This is a genomic window from Thermodesulfatator indicus DSM 15286 (genome assembly GCF_000217795.1).
Classification (GTDB): domain Bacteria; phylum Desulfobacterota; class Thermodesulfobacteria; order Thermodesulfobacteriales; family Thermodesulfatatoraceae; genus Thermodesulfatator; species Thermodesulfatator indicus.
Genome location: NC_015681.1, coordinates 320,404 through 338,010 on the forward strand (window position 1 = coordinate 320,404; position 17,607 = coordinate 338,010).

The 17,607-nt window shown below is 44.9% G+C and carries 15 protein-coding genes; 6 read left to right on the forward strand and 9 right to left on the reverse strand.

From position 1 onward, the window contains the following. Window positions 1-7: 7 nt before the first annotated feature. From THEIN_RS01540 to THEIN_RS01555, 4 genes are read right to left on the reverse strand one after another with little or no spacing between them, the layout of a single operon-like run. A complete protein-coding gene (locus tag THEIN_RS01540; RefSeq protein ID WP_013906931.1) occupies window positions 8-772 on the reverse strand; it encodes an ATP-binding protein in 765 nt (254 codons plus the stop codon). After that, the gene (gene cimA / locus THEIN_RS01545) at window positions 772-2,373 is read right to left on the reverse strand and encodes a citramalate synthase (protein WP_013906932.1); all 1,602 of its coding nucleotides are present in this window, start codon (window positions 2,371-2,373) and stop codon (window positions 772-774) included. The genes THEIN_RS01540 and cimA overlap by 1 nt, the downstream gene beginning before the upstream one ends. A 10-nt stretch (window positions 2,374-2,383) precedes the next feature. Continuing rightward, window positions 2,384-3,616, reverse strand: coding sequence for an aspartate kinase (locus THEIN_RS01550; protein ID WP_013906933.1), 1,233 nt, complete (start codon window positions 3,614-3,616; stop codon window positions 2,384-2,386). Window positions 3,617-3,618: 2 nt separating this feature from the next. After that, complete coding sequence (locus THEIN_RS01555; protein ID WP_013906934.1) at window positions 3,619-3,921, reverse strand: J domain-containing protein; 303 nt, start codon at window positions 3,919-3,921, stop codon at window positions 3,619-3,621. A 156-nt stretch (window positions 3,922-4,077) separates the two neighbouring features. Between THEIN_RS01555 and THEIN_RS01560 the strand changes: the two genes are divergently transcribed. The 3 genes from THEIN_RS01560 to uvrA all read left to right on the forward strand — a co-directional run bounded on the left by THEIN_RS01560 (window position 4,078) and on the right by uvrA (window position 8,659). Then, window positions 4,078-4,935, forward strand: coding sequence for a transposase (locus THEIN_RS01560; RefSeq protein ID WP_013906935.1), 858 nt, complete (start codon window positions 4,078-4,080; stop codon window positions 4,933-4,935). 363 nt (window positions 4,936-5,298) lie between these two features. Then, a complete protein-coding gene (locus THEIN_RS01565; RefSeq protein WP_013906936.1) occupies window positions 5,299-5,922 on the forward strand; it encodes a 4Fe-4S dicluster domain-containing protein in 624 nt (207 codons plus the stop codon). A 1-nt stretch (window position 5,923) separates the two neighbouring features. Next, window positions 5,924-8,659: an excinuclease ABC subunit UvrA gene (uvrA, locus tag THEIN_RS01570; RefSeq protein WP_013906937.1), complete on the forward strand. Its 2,736-nt coding sequence runs from the start codon at window positions 5,924-5,926 to the stop codon at window positions 8,657-8,659. On the opposite strand, the gene THEIN_RS01575 is transcribed toward uvrA, so the two are convergent. Beyond that, window positions 8,646-10,379, reverse strand: a complete 1,734-nt coding sequence (locus THEIN_RS01575) for a B12-binding domain-containing radical SAM protein (RefSeq protein WP_013906938.1) — start codon at window positions 10,377-10,379, stop codon at window positions 8,646-8,648. The two genes, uvrA and THEIN_RS01575, sit on opposite strands and share 14 nt — an antisense overlap. A gap of 56 nt (window positions 10,380-10,435) precedes the next feature. On the opposite strand from THEIN_RS01575, the gene THEIN_RS01580 reads away from it, so the two are divergent. Then, window positions 10,436-12,055 (forward strand): radical SAM protein, encoded by a 1,620-nt coding sequence (locus THEIN_RS01580; protein WP_013906939.1) that lies wholly within the window; start codon window positions 10,436-10,438, stop codon window positions 12,053-12,055. Here THEIN_RS01580 and THEIN_RS01585 read toward each other — a convergent pair. The 3 genes from THEIN_RS01585 to pomA are packed head-to-tail and all read right to left on the reverse strand — an operon-like array spanning window position 12,052 to window position 14,161. After that, on the reverse strand, window positions 12,052-12,633 hold the full coding sequence (locus THEIN_RS01585) for a PilZ domain-containing protein (RefSeq protein WP_013906940.1): 582 nt from the start codon (window positions 12,631-12,633) through the stop codon (window positions 12,052-12,054). The two genes, THEIN_RS01580 and THEIN_RS01585, sit on opposite strands and share 4 nt — an antisense overlap. Next, a complete protein-coding gene (locus THEIN_RS01590) occupies window positions 12,630-13,403 on the reverse strand; it encodes a flagellar motor protein MotB (protein ID WP_013906941.1) in 774 nt (257 codons plus the stop codon). Before THEIN_RS01590 ends, THEIN_RS01585 begins: the two co-directional genes overlap by 4 nt. Then, window positions 13,403-14,161, reverse strand: a complete 759-nt coding sequence (gene pomA / locus THEIN_RS01595; RefSeq protein WP_013906942.1) for a flagellar motor protein PomA — start codon at window positions 14,159-14,161, stop codon at window positions 13,403-13,405. The genes THEIN_RS01590 and pomA overlap by 1 nt, the downstream gene beginning before the upstream one ends. Window positions 14,162-14,293: 132 nt before the next feature. Here pomA and THEIN_RS01600 point away from each other — a divergent pair, with 132 nt between their 5' ends. Together THEIN_RS01600 and rpe are read left to right on the forward strand one after the other, a co-directional pair. Next, a complete protein-coding gene (locus THEIN_RS01600) occupies window positions 14,294-14,680 on the forward strand; it encodes a hypothetical protein (RefSeq protein ID WP_148236920.1) in 387 nt (128 codons plus the stop codon). Beyond that, window positions 14,677-15,345 (forward strand): ribulose-phosphate 3-epimerase, encoded by a 669-nt coding sequence (gene rpe / locus THEIN_RS01605; RefSeq protein WP_013906944.1) that lies wholly within the window; start codon window positions 14,677-14,679, stop codon window positions 15,343-15,345. The genes THEIN_RS01600 and rpe overlap by 4 nt, the downstream gene beginning before the upstream one ends. A gap of 596 nt (window positions 15,346-15,941) precedes the next feature. Here rpe and THEIN_RS01610 read toward each other — a convergent pair. After that, window positions 15,942-17,441, reverse strand: coding sequence for a methyl-accepting chemotaxis protein (locus THEIN_RS01610; RefSeq protein ID WP_013906945.1), 1,500 nt, complete (start codon window positions 17,439-17,441; stop codon window positions 15,942-15,944). Between the last annotated feature and the right edge of the window lie 166 nt (window positions 17,442-17,607).

The following is a 17,607-nucleotide window of genomic DNA, read 5'->3' on the forward strand; positions in this document are numbered from 1 at the left end:
AGGGGGCTTAAGCCCCCTTAAGTAATTTTTCAAAAAGTTGTCCTGCCTCTTTAATTACAGGAGTATTGTCTGGTAATTCAAGAAGAGATTGACGATTTATTTCTGCTTCAAAAATTTCCGGGCTTTCTTTTAAGTATCCTAAAAATGTCATCCCCTTTTCGTGACATACTTGTTTTACATAGTCATCAAGAACTTCGGGGATTTCCTGGGGGGCTCTGTTAACCAAAAGCCATATTTCTTTGACATCGAGCTGAAGGGGTTTGATAAGCTCTGCAATACGTCCAGCCGTCATAACCCCACGTGAAGAAGCATCTGAAACAATCAAGAGCTTATTTATCTTCCTAAGATTCATACGAGAAAGATGTTCCATGCCAGCTTCGTTATCGGTTATCACGTAAGCATAATTTTTAAGGAGCTTTTCTAAGGCCTGGGATAAAAAAGAATGGGCGGCACAATAACAGCCAGGGCCCTCAGGCTGCCCCATAACGAGAAGGTCAAAATCGTCTGTTTCGATAATGGCTTCATTTAGCCTCATTTCTATAAAATCACCGCGGGCCATATTATCTGGCACTGAGGAACGTAACTCGTCTTTTATTTCACCAAGAGTAACTTCTACCTGGAGTCCGAGAAGTTCATTCAAATTGGCGTTAGGATCAGCATCTACGGCTAGTATAGGTGTGCGGCCAGTTTCCGTTAGATAACGTATCAAAAGGGCAGCGGTGGTTGTTTTACCGGTACCGCCTTTTCCTGCCAAGGCAATAACTTGAGACACTACCCCTCCTTATTTTTATGTCTATCTTTAAAAAGTTTATAATTGATACTATCAACAAGGGCCCTACAGCTGGCCTCAATTACGTCGTGAGAAACGCCTACTGTTCCCCATACTTCATGGTTATCTCTTGAAAAAATAAGCACCCTCACTTTGGCCGCTGTCCCTGGTTTGCCCGGAAGTACTCTCACTTTATAATCAGCCAAGGCCATTTCTTTAAGCTGTGGATAAAATCTGCCTATGGCCTTACGAATAGCGTTATCAAGAGCATTAACCGGCCCGTTACCACTTGCCGCCGTATGCTCAATTACCCCTACCCCAGGCGGTACTCGTATCATCACAGTGGCCTCTACCAATGGCAAACCATCTTCTGTGCTCTTCATGTCAAGTACACGATAGCCCAATAATTCAAAATACTGCTTTGGTTCTCCAATTAGGCGATACATAAGCAATTCAAGAGAAGCCTCTGCTGCTTCAAACTGGTAACCTTCGGATTCTAGTTTTTTAACCTCAGCCACAATGTTGGCCAGCATGGGGTCATCAGGCTCAAGCCTTATGCCAAATTCCTTGGCCTTATACAAGATATTGCTACGGCCAGAAAGATCCGAAACAAGAATACGACGCACATTACCCACCAGCTCAGGTTCGATGTGCTCATAAGTACGGGGATGACGCATTACCGCGGAAACATGAACCCCTCCCTTGTGGGCAAAAGCACTATGCCCAACGTAAGGCAAATAAGATGGATGAGGAATGTTGGCCACCTCACATACGTAACGGGAAACTTCTGTGAGCCGGTGTAAATAATTTTTGGACTGGGCTTCATAACCCATTTTCAAGACTAAATTGGGTATCAAGGAACATAAGTTGGCATTTCCGCAGCGCTCACCAAAACCGTTGATGGTACCCTGCACCTGAATAACGCCTTCAAGCACGGCCATCAAAGAGTTCGCTACTGCACATTCAGAATCATTATGGGCGTGAATACCGAGGGAAACTCCTTTCCCAAGACGTTTCTTTACTTCTTTTATGATCTCTACGATTTCGTGAGGAAGGGTGCCCCCGTTAGTATCACAAAGCACTAATACATCTGCTCCAGCTGCCTGAGCTCTTTTGAGAGTCTCACAGGCATAGTCCTTATCAGCTTTAAAGCCATCAAAGAAATGTTCCGCATCGTAAAAAAGTTTCTCGCAATGGGGCTTAAGATAGGCTACCGAAGCTTCGATAATTTCAAGGTTGCGCTCAAGGGTTGTTTTAAGAGCTTCTTTTACATGAATATCCCAGCTTTTACCAAAAATAGTAATAACTGGCGTACGGGCTTCAATAAGAGCCTGTAAATTAGGATCATCTTCTGGATTTTTACGAGGATGGTGAGTACTCCCAAAAGCAGCCAGTTTGGCGTGTTTAAAGTTAAGGTCTCTCACTTCTTTGAAAAATCTAGCATCTTTGGGATTAGACCCAGGCCAGCCACCTTCAATATAATCTATGCCAAGTTCATCAAGCTTTTGAGCTACTCTCAGTTTATCTTCCACTGAAAGAGTGAAATACTCAGCCTGGGTACCGTCACGCAAGGTTGTATCGTAAAATTCAATTCTTTTGGCCATGCTAACCTCACTAAAGGGTTTCTTCTTCCGGGGCCCTGTCTAAACCAAAGGCCTCATGCAGTGCCCTTACAGCCAATTCTGTGTATTTTTCGTCTATCACACAGGAAACTTTGATTTCTGAAGTAGAAATCATGTGAATGTTTATACCGTGATCCGCCAGTACTTGAAACATCTTGGCCGCCACACCTGGATGAGCTCGCATACCAGCTCCCACAATGGAAACTTTGGCAATATCTTCGTCTCCTTCTATTTTTTCAATGCTTAGTTCAGGGGCAAGTTTATCAACCAGCTTAAGAGTGGCTTTGTAATCAGTCTTAGGGACGGTAAAAGTCATGTCCGCTCTGCCATCAGGACGCCCTGTTTGAATAATCATATCGACTACAATACCGGCATCCGCAATAGTCCCAAATATTTTGGCAGCCAGGCCGGGCCTGTCTGGCACACCGTAAAGCGAAATACGGGCTTCATTGCGATTATAAGCTACGCCTGAAACAAGGACTTTTTCCATGGATTCATCCTCCTCCACCACCATGGTGCCCGGCTCGTCGGTAAAACTTGAGCGCACATGAACCGGCACACCATAAATTTTAGCAAACTCAACAGAGCGAATCTCAAGAACCTTGGCCCCCATACTAGCCAGCTCAAGCATTTCTTCATAAGAAATTTTCTCTATTTTTCGGGCCTTAGGCACTATGCGGGGGTCTGCTGTATAAACACCATCAACGTCTGTAAATATTTCACAAACATCTGCTCCAAGGGCAGCGGCAATGGCCACGGCCGTGGTGTCAGAACCACCTCGACCCAATGTAGTTATATCACCTGAATCGGTAATACCTTGAAAACCAGCTATTATGAGTATGTTACCATTAGCAATTTCTTCTTTTAACCTTGCAGTGGCTACGTCTCGGATGCGGGCCTTACCGAAAAGTTCGTCTGTCTTAATGGGAATCTGAAAAGCAAGAAGTGCTTTGGCCGAATACCCCATGGCATTTAAGGCCATAGCCAAAAGGGCAGAAGAGACCTGTTCTCCTGTGGATACCAGCATATCTAGTTCTCTGGGGCTTGGTTCTTCTACCAGGTTGTAGGCCAGTTTTAGTAAACGATCCGTCTCGCCAGCCATGGCTGAGACCACTACCACTACGTCGTGCCCTTCGTCACGATATCTGGCAATGCGCCTAGCTACGTTTCTAATCCGGTCAAGATCACCAACCGAAGTACCGCCGTATTTCTGAACTACGAGCATTTCTAATCATCCTCCTTTTTACCTCGCCAGACTGGATCTTCACCAAAGTGTAAAAACCACCAATCCTCAGCGTCTGCCCCTTGATCATTGGGGCGCAGGTCAATGCGATAATGTTCACAGTAATCCATTAACAAATGGTAGGCCTCATTTAACCGCTGCATGGCCTGAGTATCCCCCTTTTTATCAGGGTGAAACTCAGCTGCAAGCTTCCGATACCGAGCTCTTATCTCTGCTCGCGTAGTTTGCAAAGGAAGTTTTAGCAACTTCCGTGCTTCTTCTATTTTTTGCCACTTATTTCTGGCCATATTTCTCTCTCATTTAACCCGTTGAAATTTAACCTATTTTAGAAAAATTGACTAATCCTATGTTGGTGTTTTTGGGGACAGGCAAATTTTAGCCTCCGCTACAACATGCCGATATAAGGGACAGGCAAAAAATTTTAAATTTTAAGGAGGTCTCTTATGCCACGTATCCCACGTTTTTTCATGAATGATCCACGAGCCGCTTATCATGTAATTTCACGCACCGCCCTACCCGGCCACGATGTCCTCGGCTATGAAGAAAAAGAACACTTGCTCCATCTTATAAGCTGGCTCTCGCAGGTCTATTTTGTCGAAGTCTATGGCTTTGCCATTATGGGCAATCACTTCCATCTCCTCTGCCGCATGCTCCCTGAAAACCAGTTCTCTGACGAAGAAGTAAAACGCCGTATCAGGCTCTACTATGGCGAAAAACGCAAAATTTTCTTCTACGAAGAGATGTTTAAAAAATGGCGGAAAAGACTCGGAAATCTTTCTCGATACGTCCAGGACATTAAGCAACGTTTTTCACGCTGGTATAACAAACGCGTTGACCGCAAAGGTTACTTCTGGGCTGACAGGTTTAAGTCCGTAATCATTGAAACTGGGGAGGCTTTGCTCAACTGCTTGGCTTACATAGAGCTAAACCCAGTGCGGGCAGGAATTGTAGAAAAGCCAGAAGACTACCGTTGGTGCTCGCTGGGATACAGAGCAAGAATAGGGACAGGCAAAAACTTTCTGTCGCTTGACCTAGGGCTACCGCGGTATGAGGAAAAAAGCGAGAAAGAGAGATTTGAACTTTTACGAGAGTTTGTTTATGGCAAGGGTGGGCTTGGCGAGCCAGAAAGAGAGACAGGTGAAAAATTTAGACAGAGAATCAGGTATTTTACAGAAAGTTTAGCCATAGGAAGCAAGAGTTTTGTAGAAGAGACGGTAAACAAATTGAAGGACTTGTTGGGCTTAAAAAGAAAGAGGAAATGTAAAGCTCTTAAAAACTTTGGAGATTTGGCGTTGATTTAAATTTTTGCACGTTAACCGAACTTGTTGCACGACAAATTGTCATCGCGAAAAACAAGGAAGGCGCCTAGACGATTTAAGCGCCAACGCAGTCTCTTTTAACCCTTAAACTTTTTACAAGATCGGCTAGCCATTTCGTGACCTGTAAGGCCCGTAATAACTGCATAAAACACTCGTCAAAAATAAAATTTCCCTTTTACTTCAGCAGAACACTTTCAGCAGAACAGGAACCTAAGGTATCCAGAGTTTCAGATTGATATAAGTTTCGAAAAACGAAAAAGAGCCAAAAATTTTGCCTGTCCCCAAAGCTGACAATGCCTGTCCCCAAAGCTGACAAAAAATTTTTTCCTGGTATTTATTAGCCCCATGATCAAAGGAGATGGTTTTGAACTGAGAAGTTGTCGTGGCGACTCCTGCCCCATGGCGGTAATTGATACGGAAAATCTCACTAAAAAATGCCAGGAGGTTCTTGAAAAAGCCAATTTAGGCGACTTTTTTCGCTCGCTCGGTTTAAAAAAGAATAAGTGCTATCGCTTTAGAGTAGCTATTGCCGCCTGTCCAAATGCCTGTACCCAAGTGCACATTGCTGACTTTGGTGTCATTGGCCAGGCCGTACCTGCCCTGGTTGGAGATTGCAACACCTGCGGCTCGTGTGTAGAAGTATGTGAAGAAGAAGCCATTACTCTTTTTGAGGACCGTTTCCCCTTGATTAACACTGAATATTGCGTAAACTGCGGTGCCTGCGTCAAGGCCTGCCCTAAAAGAGCTTTGCAAATAGAAGAGTGCGGCTTTAAAATCCTTGCTGGTGGTAAATTGGGGCGCCATCCCCGCCTGGCCGAAGAAGTTTTGGCCATGGTGGATAAAGAAAGGGTCCCCAAACTCCTTGAAAAGACCATTTTATTTTATAAAAAACACTGCCAAAACGGGGAAAGATTAAGAGTAGTCATAGAAAAACTAGGCTGGGACAGTTATCTTGCCTCACTAAAGTAAAGTGTCTGCCATCAGGTTAAAAAATATACGCCAGCACAATTTAAAGAACTTTGACCTGGAAATCCCTCTCTATAAAGTCACCGTCATTACCGGAGTTTCAGGAGCAGGTAAGTCAACGCTTGCTTTTGATGTGCTCTACGCCGAGGGCCAGCGCCGTTATGTAGAGACCTTTTCGGCCTATCTCAGGCAATACCTTGAGAGGCTTCCGCGCCCACAGGTGGAAAGCATTGAGGCCATCCCTCCAGCCATTGCCATCTCTCAGACGAATCCCGTAAAAAGCTCGCGCTCAACCGTAGCCACGCTTGCGGAAATAACCAGTTTTGCCAAAATGCTCTGGTTCAGAGCAGCCACTCCCTTTTGCCCGCTTTGCGGGCGAGAAGTCCTCACGGCTGACCCGTATTCAGCCGCACAAGAGGTAATACATCGTCTGGCCGAAAAACGCATCGTAATCACCGCTCCCCTCGTAGTTAAGGACGAAAATCTATTACGCGAAGGGCTCCTTCAGGCTGGCTATTTTCGCCTTTTCATGGAAAACCGCGTCTGCGACCTAGAAGAAGTAGAAAAAATTCCTGAACAGGTAGAAATCTTGCTTGACAGGCTTAAAGTCGGCGAAAAAGATCTTTCCCGCCTTATTGAGGCCTTTGAACGAGGGTTCAAAATTTCAGGAGAAATACGAGTCCACACTACTTACGGAGAAGAAATTAGATTTTCTAAAGAAGCGCGCTGCCCTTACTGTAATTTCAAAATCCCTGAAAAGAGCCCTGATCTTTTCTCTTTCAATAGTCCGGTAGGAGCTTGCCCTGAGTGCCGGGGTTTTGGCCGCGTGATGGACATAGACTGGGACCTGGTTATCCCTGACCCGCAAAAAAGTCTCGCAGACGGTGCTATTAGCATTCTTAGTATGCCTTCTTTCTGGGAGGACGAAGAAGAACTTTTTGACTACTGCCGTGAGAAAAGGATCCCTCTTGACCAACCTTGGCAGGAACTCTCCCAGGAAATGCGCGAAAAAATACTTTATGGAGACGGAGATTGGTACGGCGTAAAAGGCATATTTGATTGGCTTGAAACCAAAAAATACAAAGCCCACGTAAGGATACTACTTGCAAGATACCGGGCCTATCTCCCCTGCCCTTCCTGCCAGGGTACCAGATTCAAAAAAGAAAGCCTTTACTTTCGCCTGGGAGATCTTGACATTGCCTCTTTTTACGCTCTTTCGGTAAAAGACGCCCGCCACTTTTTAGAAAAACTTGGTTCTCAAAATCTGGATAAGGCCACTCAGGTTTTGTGGCGAGAACTTACCAGACGGGTAAATTACCTTGACGAAGTGGGACTTTCTTACCTTACCCTTGACCGCCAGAGTCGTACTTTATCTGGCGGAGAGGTAGCCCGCGTGCTGCTCACCCGCGCCCTGGCTTCAGAACTGGTAGAGACTTTGTATATCTTTGATGAACCCACTACCGGCCTTCATCCGAGGGATACGGCCCGTATCATATCTTTTCTCAAAAAATTGGCCTCCCAGCAAAATACAGTAATAGTGATCGAACATGACCCCGAGGTGATTCTTTCTGCTGACTATGTGATTGACCTGGGGCCAGGAGCCGGGGAAGCCGGCGGAAATTTGCTTTTTGTGGGGACAGGCAAAGATTTAGTTTCGGTTAAAACTCCCACCGCCGAAGCTATAAAAGAAGTCCAGAAACCTAAAAGCCTTGAGCCTGTCTCTCCGGTAAGTGACGAATTTTTGGAAGTCATTGGGGCCAGGCAAAATAATCTCAAAAACATAGATGTCAAAATTCCGCTTAAGGCCTTAACGGTATTTACGGGCGTTTCTGGCTCAGGCAAATCAACGCTTCTTGAGCTAATTCTTTACCGGGGGCTTAAACGCCTGAAAGGCGAAGCCACCGAGCCACCAGGGGCTTTTACGGCTATAAAAGGAGCAGAAAACATAAACGAAGTGATCCTCATTGACCAAAGCCCTCTGGCCAAGTCTCCCAGGGCCAACCCCGCCACTTATCTCAAAGTTTATGACTTGATTCGCAAGCTCCTGGCTAACACGCCTTTGGCCAAGGAAAAAGGCCTATCCGCCTCGGCCTTTTCTTTCAATTCAAGTATTGGCCAGTGCCCACATTGTGAAGGGCTTGGCTTTGAAGTAGTAGAAATGCAGTTTCTCTCTGACCTTTATTTTCCGTGCAGCCTCTGCAAAGGCAAGCGTTTTAAGGAAGAAATACTTCAGGTGCGTTACAAAGGTAAAAATGTCGCGGAAATCCTTGAGCTTACGTTTGACGAAGCTATTTCTTTCTTTGAAAGCGAAAAAGAGCTCATAAGACGTCTTGACGCAGCCAGAGCCCTGGGGCTTGGTTATCTGAGGCTCGGCCAGCCTTTGAACACCCTCTCTGGTGGCGAGGCCCAGCGCCTAAAAATGGCCAAATATCTATTTTTGGGAAAAGGCCAAGGGCACCTGTTTTTACTGGATGAACCCACCGTGGGCTTACATCTTAAGGACATAGAGGTACTTGTAAACGCCCTAGCCCACTTAGTAGAAAAAGGAAACACAGTAGTGGTGGTTGAGCATCATCTAGAGCTAATCCGCCGGGCCAGTTGGGTAGTGGACCTGGGGCCAGAAGGAGGAGAACAGGGTGGAGAGTTACTTTACCAGGGGCCTTTGGCAGAGTTTATCGCTAGAGATACTCCTACCAGCCGGCATTTAAGAAATTATTTAAAAGGAATTAGGCCTTTTTAAGCGACTCCAGCCGGGCGAGGTACTTTTGCATGCGTGGAATATCTCCAAGGGCCTGGTAGCAAGCCGCCATACGAGCCAGGACATCAGGTGAATTTTCAAAGGGCAAAAGATGCTCAAGGGCCTTTTTAAAATCTCCCAGTTGCATGTAGTTTACCGCCTGGCAAACATTGAGTTGTTCACTCTTGGGATAGAAAGAAAGGCCTTTATGTAAAATTTCTATGGATTTTTCAAAATCTCGCCTTTGTTGATAAATAATACCAAGCCCCAAAAAAGCATGGTGGTCCGGATGATAACGTAAGGCCTTTAAAAATAGCTTTTCAGCCAGGTAATCTTTTTCAGGAATGTCTCGTTCGGCAAGCTCGCCGTAACGTAAAGTCATGGCCAGGCGGGTTAAAAAATCCGCATGATGAGGGTAAAGCTCCTCGCGGTCTATTAAATTCAGGGTCTCTACAAAACGCGGGAAGTTCTTATCAAAGGCCTGATGCAATTTGCGGCCGAAGTTTTTAACCCTTTCAGCAGAAAGATTAGGGTCGGTTTCGTAATACATAATATCTTCTATACGCTTTAGCCAGATGTCATCATTAACCCCTGCACGTTTTTTAAAGTCATCATAGAGAGCAGTGCCGGGATAGATATCAAGGATATAACAGAGCATGCTAAGGGGTTTAATCTCTTTCATGAGATCAATGCTGGCCTGGATGGTCTTTTTGCTTTCACCAGGGCAACCGTAAATAAAATAAGCCCGAGGAAGAATCCCGTACGCACGGCAAAGGGAAAAGGCTTTTTTAATACTTTCTTTTGAAATTTTTTTGTTAAGGATTTTATTGCGGATCTTCTCGGAACCACTTTCCACCCCGAAGCTTATTTGCAAACAACCTGCCCGCCGCATCCAGTAAATTATCTCTTCATCAAGGCAATCAACCCGAGAGATGGCCTGCCAGGTGATGTTTAGCCCTCGTTTGAGAATACCCTCGCAAATTTTTATAACCCTTTCTTTATCAAGGGTGAAAGTATCGTCAGAAACGTAAAAAAAGTTTATACCTCGGCGATAAAGACGTTCCAGTTGTTCCAAAAAATACTCAGCCGAATGAAAGCGAACTTTACGCTTCCAGAAACGCGGGGAGCCACAGAACACACAGTTCCAGGGGCAACCACGAGAAGAGATTACGTGCTGGAAACTAAAAAACTTGGCTGGATTTGGTAAAGAGTCGATATCGTCAATAAAACCAGCCTCACCGGTAAAATACACTTGGCCATCAAGACGCAGACCAAGGCCTTTAATCCTGGTTATTTCTTTTGAAGAAGCTTTGGCCGCGAGCGCCTTAGTCAAATCAAGAAAAGTCTTTTCGCCTTCGCCTACTACCACGTAGTCAATTTCGGGAAAATGAGTGAGCAAATGCTCCCAGAGATAAGTGGCCCCTACCCCGCCAAAGATAATCGGTGTGTCCGGCAAGACTTCTTTGGCTACTTTGGCCAGGTCAATACCTCCCCAGCGGTTGGCGTTAAAAATGGAAAAGGCGATTATATCCGGCCTTAAGGTCTCAAAAGTTTTTTTAGCCAGAGAAAGGTCATTGAGATTGTACCAGTTAAGGATTTCTACCTGAAAATTCTCCTGCTTCAACACCGCGGCCAGGTAATAAAGCCCGATTGGTAAAGGGCGCACGTCATAATCTTTAGGCCGTGGGTTCAGAAAATAGGGATAAACCAATAAAACTTTCATACCGGAAAATATAACAGATTTTTGCCTGTCCCCATAAGTTCCAGTAAATTTATAACATGTCGTTTAAGAAACCTGCTGAAACTGGAGCTATTCGCAAGAGGTGGCGTGGTCGCCTACCTGTCGCTCTAATTTTTCCCAATACCTATCACGTGGGAATGTCAAACCTTGGCTTCCGTTTGGTTTACGAAACCCTTAACGCTTACGACGAAATCGTTTGTGAACGCTTCTTTTTGCCCGAAGAAAATGCACCACTGCGGTCTATTGAATCAAACCGTCCTCTTAGTGACTTTAAACTCGTATTTTTCTCTGTGTCCTTTGAGGCGGATCTAATAAATCTCGTCAAGATCTTAAAATTAGCGGGTTTTTCCCCTTTGCGCCAGGAAAGGAAAGACGCCCCTTTAATAGTAGCCGGCGGTATTGCCACCTGGCTTAACCCTGACCCCTTTACTCCTTTTGTAGATGGCTTTTTTATTGGCGAAATAGAGGCCTTTGCCGAAGAGTTAGTTACCTGCTTGGTTGACGAAAAGCCCCTGGATAATATTTCCTGTTACCTTCCGGCTGATTACGAGCTCGTTTTTGACGAAGAGGGCTATCTTCTAGAAATCAGACACCCCCGGGTAAAAAGGCTCATCGCCCAGAACCTGGATAAACCGCCACTTTCTGGTCTCTTAACCAAGGAGACGGAATTTTCCGAAACCTATCTATTGGAAGTTGGCCGTGGTTGTGGCCAGGGCTGCCGCTTCTGCGCTGCTGGTATCCTTTATCGCCCGCCTAGACCCTGGCCTAAAGAACTTCTTCTAAGCGCCGTTGATGAAATACCAGAAGGAGCCAAAGTGGGCCTGGTGGGCCTTGAATTTGCCTCAGCAGAAACTATAGAAGCTCTGGGAAAGGCCCTTCTTGACAAAGACTGTGTAATCACTTTTTCTTCATTAAGAGCCGATGCTTTAACCCAGAGTTTTGTAAAACTACTTGCCCGTCAGCGCACAGCCACCATTGCCCCAGAGGCCGGAAGCCAAACTATGCGCCAAGCGATAAACAAAGGTTTAAGCGAAGAAGACATCATTTCGGCGGCCAAACTTTTGAGCAAATCAGAAATCAGGGTCTTGAAACTATACTTCATGGTTGGGCTTCCGCAGGAAACCCAAAAAGACCTTGAAGCTATCGTAAAACTCACCAAAAAGATAAGACACGTGCTTGATAGTGAAACCCGGCCCAAAGGCTACGTGATAGACTTGCGGGTAAGCGTTGCGTCTTTTGTGCCCAAGCCCCATACACCTTTTCAATGGGCTCCCTTTGAAGGGGCTAATCTCCTTAAAAAGAAGCTTTCCTGGCTTAAACGCGAGCTCCGCAAGATCTCAAGCACCCGCTTTACCAGCGACTTGCCCAAATGGGCGGCCTTACAAGCCCTCATCACCAGAGGGGACCGGCGAATCAAAAATCTATTTTTAGCCCTGGCCCATGACCAAAACCTTAATCAGGCCTTGAAAGAACTTCCCCTTAATCCAGAGTTCATCATTGGCCGAGAGAGAAAAAGAGAAGAAATTTTTCCTTGGGAAATAGTTGATCTAGGGGTTAAAAAAGAATTTTTATGGGAGGAATGGCTGCTTGCCCAAAAGGGCAAGCCAAGCCCGAGCTGTTTGTTGGGCCGCTGTAAACGCTGTGGGGCCTGTGGCTAATCTTTTTTGACCCTACGCGTAGCCCTTAACTGGAGAACCTGCTGTCTAAAAATGTGCTCTACCAGGCGGTCCTGGTCGGCCTCGGTTATCCAGATAAATTTAAAGGCTACTTCGTAGCCACCTTTTGGTGAAGGCTCAACTCGTATTACCTCGCCAAAAGTCTTTAGAAATATCCAGTCTGGTAATAAACCAAGATCTATTTCATAAATAGTACCTACTTGAACCTCTTGGGGAAGATTTACCCTAAGCCCTCCTGCACTGAGATTTACTTCTACTTCCTGAAATCCCTTTAAAAACTTATCTCCCAGAAGATTTATCAAAATACGGTCAATCTTTTGGTTTAAAACCTGAAGGACACCTGCTAGTTCACGATCTTTTTCGCGCAATCTTTTAAGATAAGATTCCAGTTTAAATATTTCCCCTGGTGGCCTGATAGGGTCAATCCACGGGCTTTCTTTACCTTCACGAAAATTCTCAAGTTTTTTTTCAAATTCTTCCCGTGAAATAGGATTAAGCCTTAAGAGAACATGGTCATATACACGAATGTAATTACGTTTTTCTTCGGGTTTTTCCGTCATTTGGCCTCCTGTGGTAAAGGTTCTTGTTCTTTAGTATGTTTAAAGCCTTCTTTGTACTCTAAAAGGGGGACTTTTTTCTGTAAAAGAATTATTTCTACCCGACGATTAGCAGCCCTATGTTCTGGAGTATCGTTGGGATAAAGAGGTCGGCTTGGCCCATAACCCACAGCCGCGATCTGGTCTGGAAGAACGAACTTATGAGCCAATAAAAACTCAACTACGGCTACAGCCCTAGCGGCAGAAAGTTCCCAGTTAGAACGATAACGTCCAGAAACAATGGGTAAATCATCAGTATGACCTGCTACAACAATTTCGCCGTCAAAAAGCTCAAGGATTTCGCCTATTTTCAATAAAATCTTTTTGGCCTTGGGAGTTAAGGTGGCGCTACCTTTAGGAAACATTAATTCATCTTTAAAACGAAGTACAACACGGTCTTTAAGGCTCTCTATCTGGATTTCGCCTTTTATCATTTCAAGTTTTACCGTAGCCTTAACCCGTTCAAGCAGGTCATCTACGGTAAATTTAGGTGGGAATTCCGTAGTCACTACGCTTATGCCTTTAGGTAGCTGAAAAACTATCTCTTCGCGCTGCACACCAAAGGCGTCTTTTAAAGAGCCGGCTACTTCTTTAAAACGAGCAGGGTCCATTTCCGAAAAAGAGAGCAGTAATACGAAAAAACACATGAGAAGGGACATAAGGTCAGCAAAGGTGGTCATCCATTTAGGAGCACCGCCTCCCTCTGCTTTTTTACGTCTGGGATTGCTGGCCATTACTCTCCACCTTCAGAACGCTTCTTAGGAGGAAGGAAAGCCTTTAATATCTCCTCAAGCACCCGAGGGTTTAAGCCTTTCTGTAACCCGATTACCCCTTCGATAATTAAACGGTAGTTGAGCTGTTCCTCCTGTGAACGCAATTCCAGCTTGTTGGCAATAGGCATAAAGATAAGGTTAGCCAAAACAGCACCATAAAGGGTAGTCAAAAGAGCCACGGCCATTGAAGGCCCGATGGACTTAGGATCAGACATGTTGGCCAGCATTTGTACCAAACCGATAAGGGTTCCAATCATCCCAAAGGCTGGAGCAAGATCGGCCATGGTCTTAAAAAGTTTCTGACCTGTTTCGTGACGCTCCGCCGTGAGTTCTACCTCTTTGTTGAGTACTTCTTCAATGAATTCGGCCTCGTGCCCGTCCACACAAAACATAATGGCCTTCTTGAGAAAAGGATTATTTATAGGCTGCTTTTCAAGTTTAAGAAGCCCCTCACGCCTGGCGATGTTAGCAAGATTAGTGATTTCTTTGATTATCTCTTCAGGGGGCTCAAGTTTATTAAAAAAGGCCTTCATAACTACCTTCATAGAACCAAGCACATCAGCTAGAGAAAAAGAAATAAAAGAGCCGGCAATAGTTCCTCCGACGACAATCAAAATTGAAGGGATATTGATGAAGAGCCCCAGGCTCCCGCCCATTAAAATAGAAACTAAAATCAAGACAATACCGAGCACCAGGCCGATAACCGTTCCCAGGTCCATAGAACCTCCGCCAATCTAAAGTTCTCTCCGTTGTTATCGGCAAAAAGGCAAGAAGGTTTAAGGCCATAATTTTGTACTTTTTGTTAATCAAAAAAAACTTGCAAGAAACAAGCCTTTGTTTATGTTAAAGGCATGCTGCCAAAAGCGACAAAAAGAGAACCGGTATTATTTCAAACGAGTTCTGGCTTGATGATGGGCCTGGTCTGCTATCACCACGGCATGGAAACTCTGGCCTTTGTCCTTGAAAAACGAGAATTCTTTGACCTAGAATGGCCCGCTCTTGTGGCTATTGACGCCCAAGGCTGGCACCCTATTCCACTGGGTATTGAATATGTCGTTATGCAAAGGGCTAATATTATCTGGTACACCACACAAATTCCTGAAATTCTCGTCACCCAATATCGTGAAAGGCTCCCTATTAAACCAGATAAGCCCCCTGAACCGCCTACTCCAGAACCACCTAAACCTACTAGAAACAAAAAAGAAAAAATCGTCCGTTTCCCGGGGTTGAAGAAATGATAAAAATAGCGCCTTCTATTCTTTCCGCTGATTTTGGCCGTCTGGCCGAAGAAGTGAAGGCTATTACTGAAGCTGGAGCAGATGTTATTCACATAGACGTGATGGACGGGCATTTCGTGCCCAATATCACTATCGGGCCAGTGGTGATAAAGGCTATTCGTGAGGCATCCTCCCTTCCCTTTGACGTACACTTAATGATTACCAACCCTGATAATTACCTGGAAGATTTTGCCAAGGCCGGGGCTGACTGGCTTTCAGTCCACGTAGAAGCTGCCGTTCATCTTCATCGTACTATTTCCCGCATCAAAGAACTTGGCAAAAAAGCAGGCGTAGTTTTAAACCCGGCTACCCCTATTGAAAGCGTAGATTATATCCTGGAAGAAGTTGATTTTGTTCTCATCATGAGTGTAAACCCGGGTTTTGGTGGGCAAAAGTTCATCCCTTCAGCCCTTCGCAAGATCAGGGAATTAAAACAGCTAATAAGGAGCCGTGGGATTGATATACCTATACAAGTTGACGGCGGCGTTAACCTGGAAACCCTGGCAGAGGTAGTAAAAGCTGGTGCAGATATCGTCGTAGCTGGTTCAGCCATATTTGGCACAGAAGACTACGCTAAAACCATAAAAGCTTTTCGGCAGAAGATTACTGAAACCCTGGCCATATAATTTTTTTGCTCCCCTCGCAAATAGGTAAAAAGATATATGATTGGCGTAGCTTTACAAAATGATTTACCTAAGAGACTGCTTCGCCCTTGCGGGCTCGCCGTGACAAGGTAGGGAAAGGACTCGCCGTGACTAAATGGCAGATGGCAGATGGCCGATGGCTGGTGGCTGGTGGCTGGTGGCTGATGGCTGATGGCTGATGGCTGATAGCTAATGGCTGATGGTAAATAATTGTTACTTCTCACTTACTTGTATACGCGAGGATACCAGTATTGCCGACGAAGTAATCTCTGAGACTGCTTCGCTCCACTCGCAGTGACAGGCTGACCAGAGGCCACTGGCCGATGACTATAAGTATTTTTCACTTTTCGCTTATCATTTCACTTATTCTTGCAAGGCTGCGTTAGCAGCTGAAGCAACACTCTCGCCAGGCGATAGTATCGCCGTAGAGAAATCAGTATCTTTTCAAACTCGCTGGCCTGGCTGATAATACTTAGTCGAGATGTTTAACAAGTCGGCAAGAAAATATTTCAGACAAGCAACTTTAGGGCTCCTGGCTCAAAAAACCAGAAGCCCCGAAAGTATTAACTTTATCTAAATTAAACCTTGAATTTAGAAGCCAATTCTTTTAAACGACCAGCAAGAGTTATCATCTCTTCCGATAGCGCCTTGCTCTTAAGGCCTTTTTCCGCGGTCTCTTGAATAGCTACAGACATTTTTTCAACTTTTTCTTTGATTTGATCAACACTTTCGGCAGACATGTTAGCTGCCTGGCTTATTTCGCCCATCATGGCCGTCTGTTCTTCTACAGCGCTAGCAATCATATTAGAAATATCATTTATGCGGCTAATGATTTCGGTAATCTCTTCAATAGCTTTAACCGAAGCCCGGGCATCTGTCTGAATGGCCTGAATCTTTTGCGTAATCTTTTCGGTAGCCTGGGTGGTCTGACGGGAAAGCTCTTTTACTTCTCCGGCCACTACGGCAAAACCTTTGCCAGCTTCACCCGCACGAGCCGCTTCAATGGTGGCGTTTAAAGCCAACAAATTAGTTTGTTCCGCAATACTTTGAATGAGATTTACCACCTCACCGATTTCTTCTGAAGAAATACTAAGTTTATTTACGATTTCATTTGTTTCCTGAGCTTTTATGACGGCATCGTTAGCAATGTGGGCTGCTTCAGAGGTATTACGAGATATTTCGGTAATGGCTTCAACCATTTGCTCAGAAGCTGCCGAAACCGCCCGAATATTATTGTTAATAGCCTCTTCGGCCTCTTTTACTTCTTCGCCTTCTCTAGCAAGGTTTTCGGCCTTTTCCGCCACTTCTTCACCAGCCCGATATATTTGTTGAGAGGCCGAATAGACCTTGTCTGACGAGTCTACCACGTGGCTCAAAGTTTCGCGTAATCGCCTGGTCATACCTTCAAGGGCAGCCAACAGGCGGCCTATCTCATCCTGGCTGGCTTTAGGAAACTTAACGGTAAAATCGCCATTGGAAATTCTGGTTACTAAGGCCACCGCTTTATCAATAGGAGCAATGATTTTGGTTCTGGCCATCCACCAGATAGCCAGAAGTAGCATTATGCTAAAGCCCGAGATAATTACCTGATATATTCTTAATCTATGAAGGCCAGCCACCGCCTTTTCTTCAAACTTTTTTGTAAGATCATTGGCCAGGGAAAGAACTTCCAAGTTATGATCAAGGAGATACTTTAAGGCTTTTTCGTCTTGGGTTTTTATGTAAATATCAAAAGAAGTTTTAAACTTTTGCCAGGCTTGATTTAATTTTTCCCAGCTCGCTAGAATTTCAGGGTCTTTTACCGATTTAAGCCCCATACTGGTATCGCCGTCTTTTAAGGCTTTAAGACTTTTTTCAAAAAGGGCCGCGGTCTGCGTGGCTGAAGCAAAATCTTTACTTAAAATTTCTTTAGTAAGTTTTTGCACAAGCATTCTCTGTCGTCCGGCAATATTTACATATTTGGCGTCCCCTTCGTTTTTATGAAGGGACCAGAAAACTACCCCAGCGTTAAAAATGCTCAAGAAAAACATTATCAAAATGATCGCCTGCACCCGGGCTTTAATAGTATTTAATTTCATAACTATCCTCCTTGTAAAGTTCTTCACTATGTTTGTCGGCAACAATGAGAAAAACTTTAGAGAGATTTAAAAAGGAAGGATTAAACTCCATGGCATTTTCCAAAGGGGAAAATAGCCGAAACTCAGCAAGGCTCTACCAAACATTCACTAACAACCAGCCATCATC